The following is a 20515-nucleotide window of genomic DNA, read 5'->3' on the forward strand; positions in this document are numbered from 1 at the left end:
GGCCGAAGCCGCCGGCGCGGCCGCCGCGGAGGCCGACCAGGCCCGGCAGCGGGCCGAGGCCGACCGCTTCGAGGCCGAGGCCGCCCGGCGGCGTGCCGAGGCGGACGCCGAGCAGGCCCGCGCGGAGCTGACCACCGTGGCCGGCCGGTACGACACGCTGCGCGCGCAGCTGGCCGCCGCGCGCGACGCGGCGACCGCCGCCGAGGCCCGTGCCGAAGAGCTGACGGTACGGCTGCGCGCCGCGGAGACCGACCGCGACGACGCGCTGCGGCGCACCGGGCAGCTCGCCGACCAGGTCAGTCACCTGGCCGCCGCCCTGGCCCACCTCGGTCCCCGGGACGGCGCACGCCCGGCCGGCTGAGCCGCGCCCGGGCACCGGCCGCCCGCGCCCGGCCGTCCGTTGCGCGTCGGTGACGCCGGGGACGCGCGGGGCGCGGACCGGCTTCGGACCCGCGGCAGGGCTGGGTCGGCATCGCGGCTGCGGCGCCGGGCGCCTCCGGGGTGCGCGACGCCGGCCGGGCGGGGCGGCGGCGCGGCCCCGGCGCGGCGATGATGTACGGGTGGGAAAGACACACGAACGCATCGAGGGGCGGCTGCGCGCCTTCGTCGAGGAGCAGCCGCTGTTCTTCACCGCCACCGCCCCCCTGTCGGGCGACGGCACCATCAACCTGTCGCCGAAGGGGCTGCGCGGCTCGTGGGCGGTCCTCGACGCGCACACCGTGGCCTACCTGGACTTCGCGGGCAGCAACGCCGAGACGATCGCGCACCTGCGGGAGAACGGCCGCATCACGCTTATGTGGTGCGCGTTCCAGGGCCCGCCGAACATCGTGCGGGTGCACGGGCGCGGCGAGGCGGTGTTCCGCGACGATCCCCGCTGGGCAGAGCTGATCGGCTGGTTCCCGGACATCGACACGAGCGCGCACGGCCTGCGGGCGATCATCGTGGTGCGAGCCGAACTGATCCGCGACACCTGCGGCTACGCGGTGCCGTTCATGTCCTACGACGCCGACCGCGACCTGCACGGCAAGCGGTTCGCCCGGGAGGACGACGAGTCGCTGAGCGAGTACTTCGCCGGCAAGGAGCACGTGGCCGTCAGCATCGACGGGCTGCCCGGTCTGCCGCTGCCGCTGCCGCCCACCCCGGCCACCTGAGCCCGGGTGCCGCGCCGCGCCGGGCGCGCCGGCGTCGGCAGCACTGCCGGCCGGTCGTTGGGGGCGCGGGTCAGTGGATACCGGCCATCAGGGCCCGGATGTGGCGGGCGAACATCACCGCGCCGAGCCCCAGGGCCACCGAGGCGAGGCCGAAGGTGAGGAAGTACGTGGGCGCGGGCCACGTGTCGGCGAGGCGCGCCACCTGCCCGCCGATGGCGTCACCGACGGCGGTGGCGAGGAACCACAGCCCCATCATCTGGCTGGCGTACTTCACCGGGGCGAGCCTGGTGGTGGCCGACAGCCCGACGGGGCTCAGTGACAGCTCGCCGGCGACCTGGATGGCGTAGACGGCCACCAGCCACCACGGCGAGACCAGGCCCCCGCCGACCGCGGCCTGCGCGGCGGCGGCCATCAGCACGAACGACAGGCCGTTGAGCACCAGGCCCACGGCGAACTTCGTCGGGGTGGACACCCGGTGGCCCAGCCGAAGCCACAGCAGGGCGAACAGCGGCGCCCCGATGATGATCAGGATGGGGTTGACCGACTGGAGCCAGGACGCGGGGAACGTGAACCCGGCGACGTCGCGGTCGGTGTTGTCGGCGGCGAAGATGTTCAGCACCGACCCGGCCTGGTCGTAGATCAACCAGAACGCTGCGGCGAAGACGAACAGCCACACGTACGCCTTCATGCGGCTGCGTTCGGTGGCGCTCAACTCCCGGTCGGTCATGATCCGCGCGAAGTAGCCGATGGTGATCAGCACGGTGGCGGCGGTGAGCAGGTTGACCACGGTGTCGACGGTGAACGCCCCGGCCACGGCGAGTACGACGACGGCGAGTACGAGCCCGGCGCCGAGAACGCCCGCCCGGGTCAGTGCCCGCCGGCGGTCCGCCCCGAGCAGCGGGTCGGCCGGGCGCGCCCCGGCGTCGCCGAGGTTGCGCCGGCCCAGCACGTACTGCGCGACGCCGAAGGTCATGCCGATGGCTGCCGCCCCGAACCCCAGATGCCAGTTGATCTTCTCGCCGAGGAAGCCGGTGACCAGCGGCGCGATGAAGCCACCCAGGTTGATGCCCATGTAGAAGATCGAGAAGCCGGCGTCGCGGCGCGGGGAGTCGCGGTCGTACAGGTCGCCGACCATGCTGGAGATGTTGGGTTTGAGCAGCCCCGTACCGACCACGATCAGGGCCATCCCGGCGAACACGCTCCAGCGCACCGGGACCGCCATCACGTAGTGCCCGGCGGCGATGACGACCCCGCCCCAGAGCACGCTGCGCCGCGCGCCGATGAGCCGGTCGGCGACCCAGCCGCCCGGCAGGGCCATCAGGTACACCATCGCGTTGTAGGTGCCGTAGACGGCGCTGGCGCTGGACTCCCCCATCGCCTGCCCGCCGTCGGCCACCGACGCCGTCAGGTACAGCACCAGGATGGCCCGCATCCCGTAGAAGCTGAACCGTTCCCACATCTCGGTGAGGAAGAGCGTGGACAGGGCCCACGGGTGACCGAGGAACGTCCGCCCCGCGGGCGGCCGGGATCCGACCGGCGCGTCACTGGCCATCGCAACCTCCGCTGACTCGGGCGGCTAACATGCCCGTTGGCAGCAGAAACACTCCACCCGTACGGCCCGGCTCGGGGCGACCGCGCCGGGCGGCCGCTCCGGCCGGCTACCCTGGTGCGGGCTCCCGCGGGTGCCGGGCGGGAATGGCCCGGCGGGAACGGACCGTTACACCGAGAAGACCAGCACCACGAACGAGGGGAAGTCGATCATGGGCGAGCGTATGCTGCGTGGCAGCCGTCTGGGCGCGGTCAGCTACGAATCCGACCGCAACACGGAGCTCGCGCCGCGTCAGACCCGCGAGTACCTCTGCGCCAAGGGCCACCAGTTCGAGGTGCCGTTCGCCGTCGACGCCGAGGTCCCCACGACCTGGGAGTGCAAGTTCGACGGCAGCGTCGCCCGGCTGGTCGACGGCAGCGAGCCGGAGCAGAAGAAGGCCAAGCCGCCGCGTACCCACTGGGACATGCTGCTGGAGCGGCGTTCCATCGCCGAACTGGAGGACATCCTGGCCGAGCGGCTGCAGGAGGTCCGCACCCGCCGCGGCCGCGCCTGAGCCGCACCGGACGCCACGGCGCCCCGGGGGCATCCGCTCCCGGGGCGCCGTCGTGTCCGGTCGATGCCCTCAGTTCCGGCCGGGCTCGACGATCTCACCCTCGATGGCCCGGCCCTCGTCCACGATGCGCGCCTCGGCCGTCGGCTGCGCCTGCGGCGCGCCCTGGCGCACCCGCACCGTGCGGGGACCGAACAGGTCACCGGCGACCATCGACGACACCCGCCGCTCCGCCGCCCGCCGCACCCCGGCGCGGGCCAGCCGACGCACCGGCGGCACCAGCAGCGACACCCCCACCACACCGCTGAGCAGACCCGGCACGGCCAGCAGCAGCGCGCCGAGCAGCCCGACGAGACCGTCGACGACGTGCCGTCCCGGCCGCTCACCGGCCTGCGCCGCGGCGCGGAAGCCCCGCCACGCGCGCATGCCCTCGCGGCGCAACAGCACCAACCCGAGCAGCGACATCGCGAACACGGCCAGCAGCGTGGCACCGAACCCGACCGCCCGACCCACCGCGACGAACACCAGCAGCTCCAGCAGCACCGCCGCCAACAGGCCCAACGGCACGAACCTCAACCCTCGGCGCATCTCACCCCATTCGCCATCCGCGGCACCCGCCACCCGCGCGGGCGCCGGCGTCCCCTCCAGCATGACACGCCCCCACTCAGGGCCACCGCACCTGACCGCTGGGGGTACCGTGCACGCCCCGCCGCACCGCCAACCGCCGATCCTGCACACCCCACGCGGTGATCCGCCACAGCGCCTCCGCCACGATCAGCGGGCTCATCTTGCTGCTGCCCCGCTCCCGCTCGGCGAACGTGATCGGCACCTCCACGATGCGTGCCCCCGCCCGGTGCGCCAGCCGGGACAACTCCACCTGGAACGAGTAACCCTGCGAGCACACCGAACCCAGGTCGATCCGCTCCAGGGCCGCCAACCGGTACACCCGGTACCCGCCGGTCGCGTCGGCCAGCGGCATACCCAACGCCAGGCGCGCGTACAGGTTGCCGCACCGCGACAGCAGCAACCGCCGCAGCGGCCAGTTCACCAGCCGCGCGCCGCTGGTCCACCGCGAACCGATCACCACGTCGGCGTCGCGGGCCGCCGCCAGCAGCGCCGGCAGGTCCTCCGGGGCATGCGAGCCGTCGGCGTCCATCTCCACCACCGCGTCGAAGCCGCGCTCACGCGCCCACGCGAAGCCCGCCAGGTACGCCGCGCCGAGCCCCTGCTTGCCCTCGCGGTGCAGCACGTGCACCCGCGGATCACCACCGGCCAGGGCGTCGGCGAGCGCACCGGTGCCGTCGGGGCTGTTGTCGTCGGCGACGAGGACGTCGACCGTCGGCGCGGCCCGACGCACCCGCGCCACGATCCGCGCCACGTTGTCGGCCTCGTTGTAGGTCGGGATCACCACGAGCACCCGACCCACGCCCGGATGACCGGTCTCCGGCCGGATGGCGGTCGTCTCGCCCACCGTCGCTTCCCCTCCGCCGGCGTACCGGCTGGTGTCAGCGGCCGTGGTGCCGGCGGCGCAGCACACCCGCGCCGACCAGGGCCGCCACGGCCAGGGTGGCCAGCGCCACCTCGGGCCACAGCCCGACCCGGGTGGCCAGGGTGCGCCCGTCGTCCAGCCGCAGCTGCCGCACCACGACCGCTCGGGTGTTGAACCCGGTGGCGTCGCTTACCCGCCCGTCCGGGGCAACGAACCCGGACACCCCGACCGTGGAGGCCATCAACGCCGGCCGGCCGTGCTCGACCGCCCGCAGCCGCACCATGGCCAACTGCTGGCGCGCCTCCGCCACGTCGAACGTGGCGTTGTTGGTCTGCACCACCAGCAGCTGCGCCCCACCGACGACCGTGTCGCGCACCACCTCGTCGTAGGCGACCTCGAAGCAGATCACGTCGCCGAGCACCGCCGCCCCGGTACGCAGCACGCCCGGCTCGCTGCCGGGCACGAAATCGGCGCGCACCCGGTCGACCTGCTTGCTGACCATCCGGGCGACATCCCGCATCGGCACGTACTCGGCGAACGGCACCGGATGCCGCTTCGTGTACAGCTGCCCCAGGTCCGCGCCGCTGCCCGGCCGCCACAGGATCCCGGCGTTGCGGACCTCGCCGTCACCCGGGCCGCGCAGCACCGCACCCACCAGGATCGGCGCGCCGACCGCGTCGGCGGCCTGCGAGATGCGCGCCCCGGCCCGCGGGTCACGCAGCGGGTCGATGTCGCTGGAGTTCTCCGGCCACACCACCAGCTCGGGACGCTCCTGGTTGCCGGCGGCCACCTGCCCGGCCAGCTCGATCGTGGCGTCGACGTGGTTGTTGAGCACCGCCTGCCGCTGGGCGTTGAAGTCCAGGCCGAGACGCGGCACGTTGCCCTGCACGATCGCCACCGTGACCGCGTCGCCGTCTCCGGTGGCCGCCACCGGCACCAGCAGCCCCGCCAGGGGCACCGCGACCGCCGCGGCGCCCAGCGCGACGATCGGCGCCCGCCGCCGCGGCGCCTGCCACGCCCGCCACAGCGCCGCGCCCACCAGCCCACCGACCAACGCCACCGCGAACGTCACCAGCGGCGCGCCACCCAGCGCGGCCAGCCGCAGCAGCGGCGAGTCGCCCTGGCTGAACGCCAGCCTCCCCCACGGGAACCCGCCGAACGGGGTGCGGTCGCGCAGCGCCTCCTGCCCCACCCACAACACCCCGGTCACCGCCGGCCAACTCCACCGCCACCGGTCCACCAGCGGCGACACGAACGCCCCCGCCGCGCCCAGCAGCGCCAGGTAGCCCGCCTGCAACAGCGACAACAACACCCACGGCAGATAGCCGGTGTGCAGATTCGTCCAGCTCAACAACGGCGCAAACAACGCCACACCGGTCAGCAGACCCAGCCCCGCGCCCGCGCGCACCCGGCGGCCGTGCGTCACCACGGCCAGCAACGCCACCCCCAGCGGCGCCAGCGGCCACAGCCCGTACGGAGGAAACGCCGCCAGCAACGCCAGGCCGGCCACCACCGCCATCGGCGCGGCCAACGGCAACGGCAACGCCCGCGTCTTCCCCTCGATCACGGGCCGAAGGCTACCCGCCCGCGCGGTCGCCGCCCCGCCGGGCGGTCCGCCGCGTCCCGGCACGACACATCCGGGCGGTTCCGCCCGCGCCACCACCCACCCGGCAACCCCGCGACACCCCCCGGGGACACAAATCGGGGCGCGGCTCGCGCCGCGCCCCGATGCTCCCAGGCCCTCCCCGGCCGGTGGGGCGAGAATGAGCTGCGCCGACCTTCGGACCGACCCGACGTGGACTGGCTGCCCCCGCCTGGCCGTTGTCTACTGGCCGTGCACCTCACCCTGCCCGTACACCGGTAACCGCGGCCGGTTCGCGCCGCCCCGCCGACCCCCGCCCGCTGGACCTGGCCGCCGCGACGCACTGCTCACATGTCGCTCGGCCAGCGGACGAAGGGACGAAGCGAACAACAGCCGCTTCCCGTAGTAGGACTCAAAGACGGTACGGCGTGGACCCCCGCCGCTGTCAACCCGCCCGGGCCTGTCGTGTGATGCGCCACGGCGTGTCGCGTCGGCGAGTCTCAATGCGTCGCCAGATGCCGACGCAGCAGGGCCCCCGCCGCCTCCGGATGCTCGGCGGCCAACAGCCCTCCGGCGGCCAGCACGTAGTCCACGTCGACCACCGGCCGCGCCGCGCGCGGCAGCGCCCACCCACCCGCGTGGTCGCCCAGCACCGCACCCAGCACCCCCGCCGCCTCCGCCGGCGCGGCGTGCCGCAGCACCCCACCGGAGCCCACCAGCAGCCGCACGTCACGCAGGTCCCGCCCGGCCCGCTCACCCGTGGCCGCCCCCCGCGCGTGCCGACGCAACGCCACCGTCGCCGCCAAGGCCGCGATCCGCGCGTCCACCGCACGCTCCGCGTCCCCCACCGGCAGAAACCCCGGATCGGCGGCGCGCACCGCCGCCCCCGCCGCCAGGTCGTCGCGCTGCGCGTCGCCCAGCAGCCGCTCCTCCACGGCCGCCCGCACCACCCCCGGCGCGCTCCACCGCATACCCAGGTCACCCTCGACGGTACGGGCCCGCCACAGCGAACCCGCCACCTCCCGCCCCGGCCCCGTGGCCCGCTCGTCCGGCGTGAGCACCGAATACACGTCCGTGGTGGCGCCACCCACGTCCACCACCACCAGATCACCACCCAGCGAGTCGGCCAGCACCTCCACGCCGGTCAGCACCGCGTCGGGGGTAGCCGCCCGCACCAGCCGCGCGAACCGCGACCCCCGCGACAGCCGCTTCCCGCCGATCACGTGCCGCAGGAACACCTCCCGGATCGCCGCGCGCGCCGACGCCGGCGCCAGCACCCCGATGCGCGGCAGCACGTTGTCGGCCACCGTCACCGGCACCCCCGCCGCCACCAGCAGCTCCCGCAGGTCGTCGCGGACGTCGGCGTTGCCGGCCAACACCACCGGCACCCGCCAACGGGCCCGCGCCAACCGCGTCGCGTTGTGCGTCAACGTCTCCGCGTCACCACCGTCGGTGCCCCCCACCAGCAACACCACGTCCGGACGCGCCGCACGCAACCCCGCCAGCTCCGCCGCGCCCAGCCGGCCCGCCGCCACGTGCACCACGTTCGCGCCCGCCGACAACCCCACCCGCCGCCCCGCCTGAGCGGTCACCAGAGGCTCGTAACCGACGACCGCCAGCCGCAACCCACCACCGGCCGACGAACACACGTACCACGGCACCTGACCCACCGACCGGCCCGCCGTGGCCGCAGCCACCGCCGCGTCCAGGCCGCGCAGCACATCCGTGCCCACCGTCGTCGGCGCCGACGACGACGCCACCAACGCGCCCGCGTCGAGATCCACCACCGCCACCTTCGTGTACGTGGACCCCACGTCCGCGCAGACCGCGTACCTCACGCCGACGGCGGGACGACCACCGTGCCGGTCGCCGTGACCGCCACGACCGGCTCGGCGAGCACCTCCGCCGCCGACTCGCCCCGATCCGCGCGGCCCCGGCACACCACCGCCGCGACGAAGTCGATCGTGCGGCTGCGGGTACCCACCCGGGTCACCGTCGCCGTCACCTCCAACACGTCGCCCGCCCTCATCGGCGCCCGGAACTGCACGTCCGAGTACGACGCGAACAACCCCTCGTCGCCGTCGGTACGGATACACACCTCCGTCGCCACGTCCCCGAACAACCCCAACGCGTACGCCCCGTCGACCAGGTTGCCCGCGTAGTGCGCGTGCGAGTACGGCACATACCGCCGGTGCACGACGCTCAGCCCCACCCGGGAGTCACTCATACCTTCGCCTTCCTGTCCGTGACCAACGCGTGCACCAGGAAACTCGCCACCTCACCCGGCGTGGTGCCCCGGCCGAAGATCCGATCCACGCCCAACTCACCGGCCATCGACTCGTCGAACCGCGGCCCACCCACGATCAACAGCGGTCGCCGCCCCGCCGGCATCGCCTCCCGGAACGCCGCCGACATCTCCCGCGTGTTGTGCAGGTGCGCGTCGCGCTGCGTCACCACCTGCGACACCAACACCGCATCCGCCCGCTCCACCCGCGCCGCCTCCACCAACTCCGGCACGCTCACCTGCGCACCCATGTTGGTGACCTTCAACTCCCGGTAGTACTCCAGGCCCTTCTCCCCGGCGATGCCCTTGACGTTGAGGATCGCGTCGATGCCGACCGTGTGCGCGTCCGTGCCGATGCACGCCCCCACCACCGACAACTTGCGCCGCAACCGCCGCTTCACCACCGCGTTGACCTCCTTGGCGCTCAGCAGCGGGAAGTCACGCTCCACCACCCGCACCGCCGACAGGTCCACCAGATGGTTCACCCGCCCGTACACCACGAAGAACGTGAACCCGTCACTCATCGGCTTCGCGTGCACCAGCATCGCCGGATCGATGCCCATCTTGTTCGCCAACTGCACCGCCGCACCCTCGGCCCGCTTGTCGTGCGGCACCGGCAACGTGAACGACACCTGCACCATGCCGTCGCCCGTGGTGTCCCCGTACGGCCGCACGATCCTCTTCCCGGCGTCCCCGCCGGCCTCGACGGCGCTCACGCCCCTGCCACCTCTCCACCCACGGCCGCCGGCGCCTCCAGGATCTCCGTCGCCGGATTGAAGTAGTCACCCTCGTGCGCCGCCACCCCCGCCAGGCCCTTGCCCCGGTCCGCCGGCCGCTTCATGATCCCGAACGTGCCCTCGGCGATCGCCGTCAACAGCGACTGCTCACCGATGCGCTCCAGCAACTCGACCGCCTCACCCAGCACCCGGTTGGCCCGCTGCTGGATGAACCCGCCCGGCGCCGGCACGAAGTCCTCGTGCAACCCACCGGCCGCACCCAGCACGTACCGCACGTTCTGCAGGGCGATGTCCCGGTCCGACAACCACGGCGTCACCACCGCCTCGGTCATCATCCCCACCAGCAGGATCCCCTGCCCGGTCATCGTCCCGACCAGGTTGAAGAACCCGTCGAGCAGGTTGCCGCGGAACACGTCACCGGTCATGTGCTTCGTCGGCGGCATCCACTTCAACGGCGCGTCCGGGAACAACTCCCGCGCCAGCAACGCGTGGGCCAACTCCAACCGCAACGACTCCGGCACGTCCGGGTTGATCTCGAACGCGTGCCCCAACCCCAACTGCCAGTCCGCCAACCCCGCCTCGTGCGCGAAGAACTCGTTGAGCAACTGCGACACCGTCACCGTGTGCGCCTCGTCCACCGCGTCCGCGGTGGTCAGGTAGTTGTCCTCACCGGTGTTGATGATGATGCCCGCCCGCGCGTGCACCTGCCGCGAGAACCGCTGGTCGACGAACGTACGGATCGGATTGATGTCGCGGAACAGGATCCCGTACATCGAGTCGTTCAACATCATGTCCAGCCGCTCCAGGCCGGCCAACGTCGCCATCTCCGGCATGCACAGCCCCGACGCGTAGTTCGTCAGCCGCACGTACCGGCCCAACTCCCTCGACGACTCGTCCAGCGCCGCCCGCATCAACCGGAAGTTCTCCTGCGTCGCGTACGTGCCCGCGAAGCCCTCCCGAGTCGCCCCCTCCGGCACGTAGTCCAACAACGACTGCCCCGTCGACCGGATCACCGCGATCACGTCCGCACCCGCCCGCGCCGCTGCCTGCGCCTGCGGAATGTCCTCGTAGATGTCCCCCGTCGCCACGATCAGATAGATCCACGGCCGCTGCTTCGGATCCCCGAACCGCCTCACCAACCGGTCCCGCTCCGCCCGCCGCCGGTCGATCGCCCGGATCCCCGCCCCGACCGCCCTACGGGCGGCCCTGCGCGACGCCGTCGCCGCTCTCCCCGTGGGCACCTCGAAACGAACCGACCCCGCCGCCGCCTTCTGCGCCAGCAACGTCACGTCACCGAGCTGCTCCCGCAACAGCGCGTCGAACACCGGCACCGCCACCCCGTGCCCCAACCCCACGTCCGCGACCACCGCGTCCACGAGCCGGTTCACCCACGGAATACCGTCCGGATCGGCCCCGGCCACCCCGGCCAGCCGCAGCACCGCCCGCTCCACCGACACCGTCGTGTGGCTACGCGCCAGATCCACCACCGGCCGCCCCGCCCGACGCGCCAACTCCCGCGCCCGCGACACCAACCGCGGATCCAGATCCAGCTTCCCCGTCACACCCTCACCCCACCCGGCGACGGCGCCACGCGCCCCCCAGCCCAGACCATGGCTCGCTCGCTCACGAAGACCCTTCCTCGAAGATCACGTCACCGCGCAGCACCGTGCGCCGACACACCGGCAACGGCGTCGGATCCTGCGGACCCCGCGCCTCCACGTCCGCCGCCAACAACACCGGCAGACCCCGCTCCACCCCCGCCGGCGTCGACCACACCGCGAACGTCGCCGGCGCCCCCAACGCCAGCACACCCTCGCTGTCCAGCCGCACCGCCCGCCACCCGCCACGGGTGTGCGCCGCGAACGCCGCCCGCACACTCATCCGCTGCGTCGGATTGTGGTGCCACACCGCCGCCCGCACCGAACCCCACGGATCCAGCGGTGTCACCGGCGAATCCGACCCGAACGCCAACGCCACCCCCACGCCGTGCATCGCCCCCATCGGATTCGACTCCAACGACCGGTCCAACCCCAGCCGCGACTCGTACATCCGACCCGCGCCGCCCCACAACCGGTCGAACGCCGGCTGCATGCTCGCCACGATCCCGTACTCCACGAACCCCGCGATCAACCGCTTGTTCATGATCTCCGCATGCTCGATGCGGTGCCGGGCCGCCCGCACCCGATCCGTGCCCAACCTCTCCGCCGCCCCCGCGAAGCCCTCCAGCACCGTCGAGATCGCCGCGTCACCGATCGCGTGGAACCCGCCCTGCACACCGTGCGCCGCGCAGTCCAGCAGATGCTCCCGCACCTGCCCCGCACTCAGATAACCGTGCCCGCAACCACCCTCGCCGTCCAGGTACTCCCGCGACACGTGCGCCGTACGCGACCCCAACGCCCCGTCGGCGAACAGGTCACCCCCGGCCCCCACCGCACCCAGCTCCCGGGCCCGCGCCGCACCCATCAGCTCACCCCAGTACCCGTACACCTCCGCCACACCGTCACCCGACAGCGCCAACAGACCCGTGAAGTCCTCCTCGTCCGAGATCCCCGGACCACCACACTCGTGCACCGCCGCGACACCCAACGACGCCGCGTGCGCCAACGCCGCCCGCTGCGCCGCCGCCCGCTGCGCCCGCGTCACCGACGCGAACGCCGCCGCCCGCACCACATGGTGCGCGTCGCGCCGCAACCAACCCGACGCGTCGTACCCCACCGCCGACACCACCCGCGGACACGCCGCCAGCAACGCCGCCGACACCAACGCCGAATGGATCGACGCCTGCGACAGATACAGCCGCCGCCCCCCGGCCGCCCGATCCAGCGTCGCCGCGTCCGGCAGCTCCGGCACCGCCCAGCTCGACTCGTCCCAGCCGTGCCCCAGCACCACCGCGTCCGACGGCAACCCCGCCGCGAACCCCGCCACCGCGTCCAGCAGCTCCGCCGCCGAGCGCACCCCCGACACGTCCAGCCCCGACAACGCCAACCCCGTGTCCGTGGCGTGCACGTGCGCGTCGACGAACGCCGGCGTCACCAACGCCCCGTCCAGATCCACCACCCGGTCGGCGGCCGGCGCGTCCGCGTCCACCCCCAGCCAGGAGATCCTGCCGTCGCTCACCAACATCGCCGTCGCGCTCGGATCGGCCGGGCAGTGCAGCGTCCCGCCGCGGTACAGAGTCGAGGGGTTCGTCATGACCATCAGTCTGCCGCCAGACGAACCTCGAACAATGCCCGCACCCCCGGCTGCGACCGCAACAACCCCAGCGCGAACTCCGCGTGCCCCGGCACGTAACCGTTGCCCACCAGCATCGTCACGTCCGCCGCCAGGCCCTCCGCCCCCAACGCCGCCGCCGCGAAACTGGTCGCCATCGAGAAGAACACCACCGTGCCGCCGTCCGCCGTCGCCAGCACCGCCCCGTGCTCGCAGCCCGGCACGTCCACGCAGACCACCGTCACGTCCGCCGGCGCACCCAACGCCGTCGTCACCGCCGTCGACAACGCCACCGGATCCCGCGCGTCCGCCAACGCCACCGCGTCCGCCAGACCCACCGCCGCCAGCGCGTCGCGCTCCGCGACCACCGGCACCACCCCGACCGTACGGGCGGCACCCGCCCCCCGCGCCGCCGCCAACGACAACGACCCGCTCTTGCCCGCACCGCCGATCACCGCCACCCGCACCGGCGCCGGATCCCCCGCCCGCTCCCGCTCCGCCACGTACCGCGACACCACCCGCGCCGTCAACGCCGGCGCCCCGCACACGTCCAGCACCGCCAGCGACAACTGCGCGTCGAGATCCGCCGGCAGCACCGCCGCGATCGACCGGGCGAACAGGATCGCGTACCCGTCGCACGGCACCTGCTCGCTGCGCCCGTCCCAGCGGGCCAACCCGTCGAGGATCGTCAACGGCGTCAACGTCAGCGACACCAGCGTCGCCACCCGCTGCCCCGCCCGCAGCCCCAGCGGAGACCGCCGCCCCGCCTCCTCCACCGTGCCGATCAGCATCCCGCCCGACCCGGTCACCGGATTCTGCATCTTGCCCCGGGTCGACACGATCCCGAGCACCTCGGCGCGCACCGCGTCGCCGTCGCCGCCGTGCTTCTCCCACAGCTGCCGGAAACTCGCCGCGTCCAGGTTCAACCGCTCCACCCGGATCCGCACCTCGTTCGGCGCGATCCGCGGACTCGCGTCCAGCCGCCACGCCGCCTGCGGCAGCACCCCCGCCGGTTCGACAACGCGGTGCAGACCCACCGGTGACGTCACGCCGACCTCCCCTGTCACGCCGCTCGAAGCCCCGACCAGGACTCGCGTAGCGGGAAAACTTCCGGCAGACTAATTTCTTCGCCGGATATTTTCCAGTAGCCTTCGGGCCGCTGGCCAAGACACACCACTTCGAGGAGGGGCCGTGACCCAGACCCAACCGGTGGAGACCATCCCCGCGCCCCACCCCGCGCCGGTCGCCGTCCCCACCGCCGGACAGCCCTACGAATACCGCCGCGCGCCCCTCGTCGAACCCGACTGGACCCGCTTCCCCGGCTGGCGCCACATCACCCGCGACCAGTGGGAGAACGCCCAGTGGCAGCGCGTCAACTGCGTCAAGAACATCAAGCAGCTGCGCACCGTCCTCGGCGACCTGGTCGACGAGAGCTTCTACGCCGACCTCACCGCCGACCAGGGCGCCCTGGCCACCATGTCCATGCTGGTGCCGCCCCAGATGCTCAACACCATGGTCCCGTTCGCGCCGATGACCACCGAGGCGTTCCTCGCCGACCCCATCCGGCGCTACATGATCCCGGTCGCCTCCGACCGGCGCACCGACTGGCCCTCCCACCCGTACGCCAGCCGCGACTCCCTGCACGAACACGACATGTGGGTCGCCGAGGGCCTCACCCACCGCTACCCCACCAAGGTCCTCGCCGAGCTGCTCTCCACCTGCCCGCAGTACTGCGGGCACTGCACCCGGATGGACCTCGTCGGCAACTCCACCCCCGCCGTCGACAAGCTCAAGCTCACCCTCAAGCCCGTCGACCGCTACGACGCCCACATCGGCTACCTCAAGGCCCACCCCGGCGTCCGGGACGTCGTCGTCTCCGGCGGCGACGTCGCCAACGTCCCGTGGAAGAACCTCGAGTCCTACCTGATGCGGCTGCTGGAGATCGAGACCATCCGCGACATCCGGCTCGCCACCAAGGCCCTCATGGGCCTGCCCCAGCACTGGCTTCAGCCCGACGTCGTCGAGGGCCTCGAACGGGTCGCGCGCACCGCGGCCCGCCGCGGCGTCAACCTCGCCATCCACACCCACGTCAACCACGCGCAGTCGCTCACCCCGCTGGTCGCCAGGGCCGCCCAGACCGCCCTCGACGTCGGTGTCCGCGACGTACGCAACCAGGGCGTGCTCATGCGCGGCGTCAACGCCACCGCCCCCGAGCTGCTCGACCTCTGCTTCGCCCTGCAGGGCGAGGCGGGCATCCTGCCGTACTACTTCTACATGTGCGACATGATCCCCAACGCCGAGCACTGGCGGGTCCCGGTCTGGCACGCCCAGCAGCTCCAGCACGACATCATGGGCTACCTGCCCGGCTACGCCACCCCGCGCATCGTCTGCGACGTGCCCTTCGTCGGCAAGCGCTGGGTGCACATGCTCACCGAGTACGACCGCGAACGCGGCATCTCCTACTGGACGAAGAACTACCGCACCTCCATCGAGTCCGCCGACGCCGAGGCGCTGAACAAGCGCTTCGCCTACTACGACCCGATCGACACCCTGCCCGAGGCCGGGCGGCGCTGGTGGGCCGACCACCGCCTCGACGACTGATCCGGCACACCCGCATACCTGTCACCCCCGGAGCCGACCACCGGCCCCGGGGGTGACGTGCTTTCCAGGTCCTCCCCCGCGTTTCACCGCTGCCGGCCTCCTTTCGTGTCGGGTGGCGGCCCGCACACCCGCTAAGGCATCCTAGGACACTAGGTGAACGGGGGAAACGGTCGTCTGGTTGACTGGACCGATGGGAGAACTCCTGCTGATCCGGCACGGCGAGACCGAATGGAGCGCCAGCCGCCGGCACACCTCGTACACCGACCTCCCGCTGACCCCCGACGGGGAGCGACAGGCCCGCGCGCTCGCCCGGTTCCTGGCCGACCGGAGCCTCGCCAGGGTCCTGTCCAGCCCGCGCACCCGGGCGCTACGCACCGCGCAGCTCGCCGGCCTGACCGTCGCCGGGCGCGACGACGGTCTCGCCGAGTGGAACTACGGCGACTACGAGGGGCGCACCACCGCGGACATCCGCGACGACCGCCCGCACTGGTCCATCTGGACCGACGGCTGCCCCGGCGGGGAGTCCCCCGACCAGGTCGGCCAGCGGCTCGACCGGGTGCTCGCCCGGATCGGGCCGCTGCTCGACCGGGGCACCGTCGCCCTCGTCGGGCACGCGCACAGCCTGCGCGTGCTGGGTGCCCGCTGGATCGGCCTGCCGGCGTCCGCGGGCGGGCTGCTGCGCCTGGACACCGCCACGGTCAGCGTGCTCGGCCACGAGCACGGCCGGCGGGTCATCCTGCGCTGGAACCAGCCGGCTCCCCCGGCGGCCGGGTACGCACCCGGGTCGGGGGCTCGCCACTGATCTTGGGCGGCCGGGTCTCGTACGGCGTGGACAGCACCACGGTCGTGCGGGTGGTCACGTTCGCCGCCGTACGGATCTCCTGGAGCAGCCGCTCCAGGTCGGCCGGGCTGGCCACCCGCACCAGCAGGAGGTAGAAGTCCTCCCCCGCCACCGAGTAGCAGGAGTCGATCTCCGGCAGGTGCGCCAGCCGCTCGGGGGCGTCGTCGGGCTGCGACGGGTCGAACGGACGGATCGCCACGAACGCGGTCAGCGGCAGGTCGAGGGCCTCGAAGGAGACCCTGGCGGTGTAGCCCTTGATCACGCCACGCTGCTCCAGGCGGCGCACCCGCTGGTGCACGGCGGAGACCGACAGGCCCACCCGTTCGGCGAGGTCCGTGTACGACAGCCGACCGTCAGCGGTCAGCGCGGCGATGATGGCGCGGTCGATCTCCTCCACGGCGTGCAACCTACCGGGAAAACCGCTTCCCGGCGACGAGCGCCCCGTCGGCGCGACGCGGCGCACCTGCCGCGCCGACGGGAGGCGCCACCCGTCAGCCCTTGGCGAGCGCCCGCGAGATGACCAGCCGCTGGATCTGGTTGGTGCCCTCGACGATCTGCAACACCTTGGCCTCGCGCATGTACCGCTCCACCGGGTGGTCGGCCACGTAGCCGGCCCCGCCGAGCACCTGCACCGCGTCGGTCGTCACCCGCATCGCCACGTCGGTGGCGAAGAGCTTCGCCTTCGCCGCCTCGATCGAGTACGGCCGGCCGGCGTCGCGCAGCCGGGCCGCGGCCAGCGTCAGTGCCCGGGCCGCGGCGATCTGGGTGGCCAGGTCGGCGAGCGTGAAGCCCAGCCCCTGGAAGTCGATGATCGCCCTGCCGAACTGCCGCCGCTCCCGGGCGTAGCCGACCGCGTAGTCCAGCGCCGCCTGGGCCAGCCCGACCGCACAGGCGGCGATGCCCAGGCGACCCGAGTCCAGGGCGGACATGGCGATGGTGAAGCCCGCCCCCTCCCCGCCGATCAGCCGCTCGGCGGGCACCCGGGCCGAGTCGAAGGCGATCTGCGCCACCGGGGAGGAACGCAGCCCCATCGTCCGCTCGGCGGCCTGCGGCGCGATGCCGGGCGTGTCGCGGTCGGCCAGCAGGCAGGAGATGCCCTTCGGGCCGGGGCCGCCGGTGCGGCAGAAGATGTCGTAGAAGTCCGCCACCTGGGCGTGGGTGATCCACGCCTTGGTGCCGTCCACCACGTACGAGTCGCCGTCGCGCACGGCCCTCGTGGTCAGCGCGGCGGCGTCCGAACCGCCCTGGGGCTCGGAGAGGCAGTACGCCCCCAGCAGTTCCCCGCCGATCATGTCGGGCAGCAGCTTGCGCTGCTGGTCGGTGCCGAACTGGGCGACCGGGTAGCAGGAGAGGGTGTGCACGCTGACCGCCTCGGCGACCGCGAGCCAGCGGCCGGCCAGGATCTCCAGCACCTGGAGGTAGACCTCGTAGGGCTGGTCGGCGCCGCCGTGCTCCTCGGGGTAGGGCAGGCCGAGCAGGCCGGCCCGGCCGAGGGTGCGCAGCACCTCGCGGGGGAACTCCCCGCGCTCCTCGAACCCGGCCGCCCGCGGCGCCAGCTCCCGGTCGGCGAGTTCGGTGGCGAGGTCGAGCAGGTCGTGGGCCTCGTCGGTGGGGAGGATCCGGTCGACAGTCATAGCGCGATGAGCTCCGTGGGGGTGGTGTTGAGCCGTTGCACGCCGTCCGTGGCGCAGACGACGATGTCCTCGATGCGGGCGCCGTGCCGGCCCGCCAGGTAGATGCCCGGTTCGACGGAGAAGGCCATCCCCGCTTCCAGGGGGCGGGCGTTGCCGGCCACCACGTAGGGCTCCTCGTGGCCGTCGAGGCCGATCCCGTGGCCGGTGCGGTGCAGGAACGCCGCGCCGAAGCCGGCGGCGGCGATCGGCTCCCGGGCGGCGGCGTCGACGGCCTCGGCCGTCACCCCGGGGCGGACCGCGGCCACCGCCGCCCGCTGGGCGGCGTGCAGGACGGCGTAGTAGTCGACGAACTCGGCCGGCGCCGGGCCGCCCGCGACGTAGGTGCGGGTGCAGTCGGAACGGTAGCCCGAGGGCATGGTGCCGCCGATGTCCACGACGACCGGCTCGCCGGCGCCGATCGGCCGGTCGGAGGTGCCGTGGTGCGGGCTGGCGCCGTTCGGGCCGGCGGCGACGATCACGAAGTCCACGCTCACGTGGCCGGCGGCCCGGATCGCCGCGGCGATGTCGGCACCCACCTCCGCCTCGGTGCGCCCCGGTCGCAGCCACTCCCCCATCCGCGCGTGGACCGCGTCGATCGCGGCGCCCGCCTCGGCCAGCGCCGCGACCTCGGCCGGGGACTTGCGCAGGCGCATCTCGCGCAGCACCTCCGAGGCGAGCCGCTGGGCCGTGCCGGGCAGCGCCGCGCGCAGGGCGAGGACCTGCTCGGCCCACATCCGGTCGGCCAGCCCGACCGCCGCCGCCGGGCCGCCGAGCGCGGCGACGAGCAGCGGGTACGGGTCGGTGCCGTCGGCGTGGTCGACGATGCGTACGCCCGTCGCCGGGGCCGGGGACGCCTCGGCGGCCGGCCGCTCCAGCGTGGGCACGATCAGCGTCGGCTCGCCCCGCGCGGGCAGCACCAGGCAGGTGAGCCGCTCCCCTTCGTGCGCGTCGTAGCCGGTCAGGTAGCGCAGGTCGGAGCCGGGCGTGAGCAGCAGCGCGTCCAGCCCGGCGGCGGCGGTGGCACGCCGGGCCTCGGCCAGCCGCCGCGGCGGGTACAGCTCCTCGGATCCCACCCCGTCAGCTTAACGCTCGTTCGGGAACACACCCAGCCCGCCCGGGCGATCCGGAGCCAGCGCCGACGCATCGAGGATCGTCGTTGACGTGCACAGTTAACACTCTTTAGGATTTGGGCTGCCTCGAGGATCTCCACCCGTTCTCCGCCCGTACGCCCGCATCCGGCGCCCGCCCCTTCAGGGCGCCGGGCCGCGCGTCCGGGCCACCGCCATCCGCCCACGGGAAGGCCCTCGATGTCCGCACCGCAGTCCCGTCCCAGGTCGGCCCTCGCCGCCGGCCTGCTCGCCCTGGCCACCGCCGCCGCCACCCTGGTCCTGGCGCCCGCCCCCGCGGCGGCCGCCGTCCTGCCGAACGGCTTCCGCAGCGTCGGCTACCTGCCGTCCTGGACCGGCGACGTCAACGCCGTGCAGTACGACAAGCTCACCCACGTCAACTACGCGTTCGTGCTGCCGAACGCCGACGGCAGCCTGCGCGCCGTGGAGAACCCGGGCAAGCTCTCCCAGCTGGTCTCCCTCGGGCGCGCCAACAACGTCAAGGTGTCGATCGCGATCGGCGGCTGGAACAACGGCGACGACTCCGCCTTCGAGGCGCTCGCCGCCAACGCCGGCAGCCGCACCGCGTTCGTCAACAACGTCGTCAACTTCGTCAACCAGTACAACCTCGACGGCGTCGACATGGACTGGGAGTACCCGGACCCGGGCGCCTCCGCCACCAACTACACGGCGCTCATGCAGCAGCTCGGCGGCGCGCTGCACAGCCGCGGCAAGCTGCTCACCGCCGCCGTCGTCTCCGAGGGCTGGTACGCCGAGGGCGTCCAACCCGCCGTCTTCGGCCACGTCGACTGGCTCAACATCATGGCGTACGACGGCGGCAGCCCGCACGCCAACTACGACTGGTCGATCAACTCCGTGAACTTCTGGAAGTCCCGGGGCCTGCCCGCCCGCAAGGCCGTGCTCGGCGTGCCGTTCTACAGCCGGCCCGGCTACCACACGTACGCCTCGCTGGTCGCCCTCGACCCGGCCAACGCCAACCGGGACTGCACCACCGTCGGCGGCACCCAGCAGTGCTACAACGGCATCCCGACGGTGAAGCGCAAGACCCAGTGGGCCATGGCCAACGCCGGCGGGATGATGAACTGGGAACTCAGCCAGGACACCCGCGGCGCCACCTCCCTGGTCAGCGCCATCTACGACACCGCCACCGGCGGCACCACCCCGCCGCCCGTCGGGCGGACCGGCCCGATCACCGGCATCGGCGGCAAGTGCGTCGACGTGGCCGCCGCCGGCACCGCCAACGGCACCGCGGTGCAGCTCTACGCCTGCAACGGCACCAACGCGCAGAACTGGACGGTGGGCACCGACGGCACGCTGCGCGCCCTCGGCAAGTGCGCCGACGTGACCAGCGCCTCCACCGCCAACGGGGCGAAGGTGCAGCTGTGGGACTGCAACGGCAGCGGCGCCCAGGTCTGGCAGGCCCAGTCCAACGGCACACTGCGCAACCCGCAGTCCAACAGGTGCCTCGACGCCACCGGCAACAGCTCCGCCGACGGCACCCGGTTGCAGATCTGGGACTGCTTCGGCGGCGCCAACCAGGTCTGGCGCCTGCCCGCCTGAGCGCCGCCGGGCCCCGTCACCGCCGAGGCGGTGACGGGGCCCGCTCGCGCCCGGGCCGACGGCGAGTCCCGTCCGGCCGCCACCGGGCGCCGTCGGTTCTGCCGCGTCCGCCGCCGACGCGGCGCGGGCTCGCCGCCCGGTTCCGCCGCCGGCGGCCGCAC

At 73.4% G+C, this 20515-nt stretch carries 17 protein-coding genes and 2 pseudogenes; 6 read left to right on the forward strand and 13 right to left on the reverse strand.

The genetic code is table 11. The annotated features are described in order from the left end of the window. Both V6V16_RS13050 and V6V16_RS13055 read left to right on the forward strand, forming a co-directional pair. Positions 1 to 361: pseudogene (locus V6V16_RS13050) on the forward strand (hypothetical protein); the annotation flags it as partial. Between the two features lie 199 nt (positions 362 to 560). Next, positions 561 to 1151 carry a pyridoxamine 5'-phosphate oxidase family protein gene (locus V6V16_RS13055; RefSeq protein ID WP_334562272.1) on the forward strand — a complete coding sequence of 197 codons (591 nt, stop codon included), beginning with the start codon at positions 561 to 563 and terminating at the stop codon, positions 1149 to 1151. A gap of 70 nt (positions 1152 to 1221) precedes the next feature. Here V6V16_RS13055 and V6V16_RS13060 read toward each other — a convergent pair whose 3' ends face one another. Continuing rightward, a complete protein-coding gene (locus tag V6V16_RS13060; RefSeq protein WP_334562273.1) occupies positions 1222 to 2703 on the reverse strand; it encodes a peptide MFS transporter in 1482 nt (493 codons plus the stop codon). Positions 2704 to 2911: 208 nt separating this feature from the next. Here V6V16_RS13060 and V6V16_RS13065 point away from each other — a divergent pair, with 208 nt between their 5' ends. Further along, positions 2912 to 3253: an RNA polymerase-binding protein RbpA gene (locus V6V16_RS13065; RefSeq protein ID WP_046564157.1), complete on the forward strand. Its 342-nt coding sequence runs from the start codon at positions 2912 to 2914 to the stop codon at positions 3251 to 3253. Between the two features lie 69 nt (positions 3254 to 3322). On the opposite strand, the gene V6V16_RS13070 is transcribed toward V6V16_RS13065, so the two are convergent. The 9 genes and pseudogenes from V6V16_RS13070 to V6V16_RS13110 form a co-directional block, all read right to left on the reverse strand. Next, entirely contained in the window at positions 3323 to 3838 is a 516-nt protein-coding gene (locus V6V16_RS13070) for an FxsA family protein (RefSeq protein WP_334562274.1), read from the reverse strand. A 76-nt stretch (positions 3839 to 3914) separates the two neighbouring features. Next, on the reverse strand, positions 3915 to 4703 hold the full coding sequence (locus V6V16_RS13075; RefSeq protein WP_334562343.1) for a polyprenol monophosphomannose synthase: 789 nt from the start codon (positions 4701 to 4703) through the stop codon (positions 3915 to 3917). Then, positions 4655 to 6306: pseudogene (gene lnt / locus V6V16_RS13080) on the reverse strand (apolipoprotein N-acyltransferase). The gene V6V16_RS13075 and the pseudogene lnt overlap by 49 nt, the downstream one beginning before the upstream one ends. 515 nt (positions 6307 to 6821) lie before the next feature. Next, positions 6822 to 8159: a glutamate mutase L gene (locus tag V6V16_RS13085; protein ID WP_334562276.1), complete on the reverse strand. Its 1338-nt coding sequence runs from the start codon at positions 8157 to 8159 to the stop codon at positions 6822 to 6824. Next, a complete protein-coding gene (locus V6V16_RS13090) occupies positions 8156 to 8548 on the reverse strand; it encodes a hotdog domain-containing protein (RefSeq protein ID WP_334562277.1) in 393 nt (130 codons plus the stop codon). Before V6V16_RS13090 ends, V6V16_RS13085 begins: the two co-directional genes overlap by 4 nt. Then, on the reverse strand, positions 8545 to 9321 hold the full coding sequence (locus V6V16_RS13095; protein WP_334562278.1) for an OAM dimerization domain-containing protein: 777 nt from the start codon (positions 9319 to 9321) through the stop codon (positions 8545 to 8547). Before V6V16_RS13095 ends, V6V16_RS13090 begins: the two co-directional genes overlap by 4 nt. Further along, positions 9318 to 10904, reverse strand: a complete 1587-nt coding sequence (locus V6V16_RS13100; protein ID WP_334562279.1) for a lysine 5,6-aminomutase subunit alpha — start codon at positions 10902 to 10904, stop codon at positions 9318 to 9320. The genes V6V16_RS13095 and V6V16_RS13100 overlap by 4 nt, the downstream gene beginning before the upstream one ends. Before the next feature lie 61 nt (positions 10905 to 10965). Further along, entirely contained in the window at positions 10966 to 12534 is a 1569-nt protein-coding gene (locus V6V16_RS13105) for an amidohydrolase (RefSeq protein ID WP_334562280.1), read from the reverse strand. 5 nt (positions 12535 to 12539) lie between these two features. After that, positions 12540 to 13589 carry a zinc-binding alcohol dehydrogenase gene (locus V6V16_RS13110; RefSeq protein WP_334562344.1) on the reverse strand — a complete coding sequence of 350 codons (1050 nt, stop codon included), beginning with the start codon at positions 13587 to 13589 and terminating at the stop codon, positions 12540 to 12542. 154 nt (positions 13590 to 13743) lie between these two features. Between V6V16_RS13110 and V6V16_RS13115 the strand changes: the two genes are divergently transcribed. Continuing rightward, the gene (locus tag V6V16_RS13115) at positions 13744 to 15153 is read left to right on the forward strand and encodes a KamA family radical SAM protein (RefSeq protein WP_334562281.1); all 1410 of its coding nucleotides are present in this window, start codon (positions 13744 to 13746) and stop codon (positions 15151 to 15153) included. 190 nt (positions 15154 to 15343) lie between these two features. Then, on the forward strand, positions 15344 to 15955 hold the full coding sequence (locus V6V16_RS13120; RefSeq protein ID WP_334562282.1) for a histidine phosphatase family protein: 612 nt from the start codon (positions 15344 to 15346) through the stop codon (positions 15953 to 15955). On the opposite strand, the gene V6V16_RS13125 is transcribed toward V6V16_RS13120, so the two are convergent. From V6V16_RS13125 to V6V16_RS13135, 3 genes are all read right to left on the reverse strand, one after another. Then, the gene (locus V6V16_RS13125) at positions 15885 to 16391 is read right to left on the reverse strand and encodes an Lrp/AsnC family transcriptional regulator (protein WP_334562283.1); all 507 of its coding nucleotides are present in this window, start codon (positions 16389 to 16391) and stop codon (positions 15885 to 15887) included. The genes V6V16_RS13120 and V6V16_RS13125 overlap by 71 nt on opposite strands. A 94-nt stretch (positions 16392 to 16485) precedes the next feature. Further along, complete coding sequence (locus V6V16_RS13130) at positions 16486 to 17628, reverse strand: acyl-CoA dehydrogenase family protein (RefSeq protein WP_334562284.1); 1143 nt, start codon at positions 17626 to 17628, stop codon at positions 16486 to 16488. Next, the gene (locus V6V16_RS13135) at positions 17625 to 18740 is read right to left on the reverse strand and encodes a M24 family metallopeptidase (RefSeq protein WP_334562285.1); all 1116 of its coding nucleotides are present in this window, start codon (positions 18738 to 18740) and stop codon (positions 17625 to 17627) included. The genes V6V16_RS13130 and V6V16_RS13135 overlap by 4 nt, the downstream gene beginning before the upstream one ends. 234 nt (positions 18741 to 18974) lie before the next feature. Here V6V16_RS13135 and V6V16_RS13140 point away from each other — a divergent pair, with 234 nt between their 5' ends. Then, positions 18975 to 20354: a glycosyl hydrolase family 18 protein gene (locus tag V6V16_RS13140; protein WP_334562286.1), complete on the forward strand. Its 1380-nt coding sequence runs from the start codon at positions 18975 to 18977 to the stop codon at positions 20352 to 20354. Positions 20355 to 20515: the final 161 nt, after the last annotated feature.

This window comes from Micromonospora sp. CPCC 205561, from assembly GCF_036906775.1.
Lineage (GTDB): Bacteria > Actinomycetota > Actinomycetes > Mycobacteriales > Micromonosporaceae > Micromonospora.

Bases quoted from the DNA above. Each gene is read 5' to 3' on its own strand.
- V6V16_RS13065 (WP_046564157.1), top strand. From the start codon at position 2,912: ATGGGCGAGCGTATGCTGCGTGGCAGCCGTCTGGGCGCGGTCAGCTAC.
- V6V16_RS13140 (WP_334562286.1), top strand. From the start codon at position 18,975: ATGTCCGCACCGCAGTCCCGTCCCAGGTCGGCCCTCGCCGCCGGCCTG.
- V6V16_RS13090 (WP_334562277.1), bottom strand. From the start codon at position 8,548: ATGAGTGACTCCCGGGTGGGGCTGAGCGTCGTGCACCGGCGGTATGTG.
- V6V16_RS13060 (WP_334562273.1), bottom strand. From the start codon at position 2,703: ATGGCCAGTGACGCGCCGGTCGGATCCCGGCCGCCCGCGGGGCGGACG.
- V6V16_RS13130 (WP_334562284.1), bottom strand. From the start codon at position 17,628: ATGACTGTCGACCGGATCCTCCCCACCGACGAGGCCCACGACCTGCTC.
- V6V16_RS13120 (WP_334562282.1), top strand. From the start codon at position 15,344: ATGGGAGAACTCCTGCTGATCCGGCACGGCGAGACCGAATGGAGCGCC.
- V6V16_RS13070 (WP_334562274.1), bottom strand. From the start codon at position 3,838: ATGCGCCGAGGGTTGAGGTTCGTGCCGTTGGGCCTGTTGGCGGCGGTG.
- V6V16_RS13105 (WP_334562280.1), bottom strand. From the start codon at position 12,534: ATGACGAACCCCTCGACTCTGTACCGCGGCGGGACGCTGCACTGCCCG.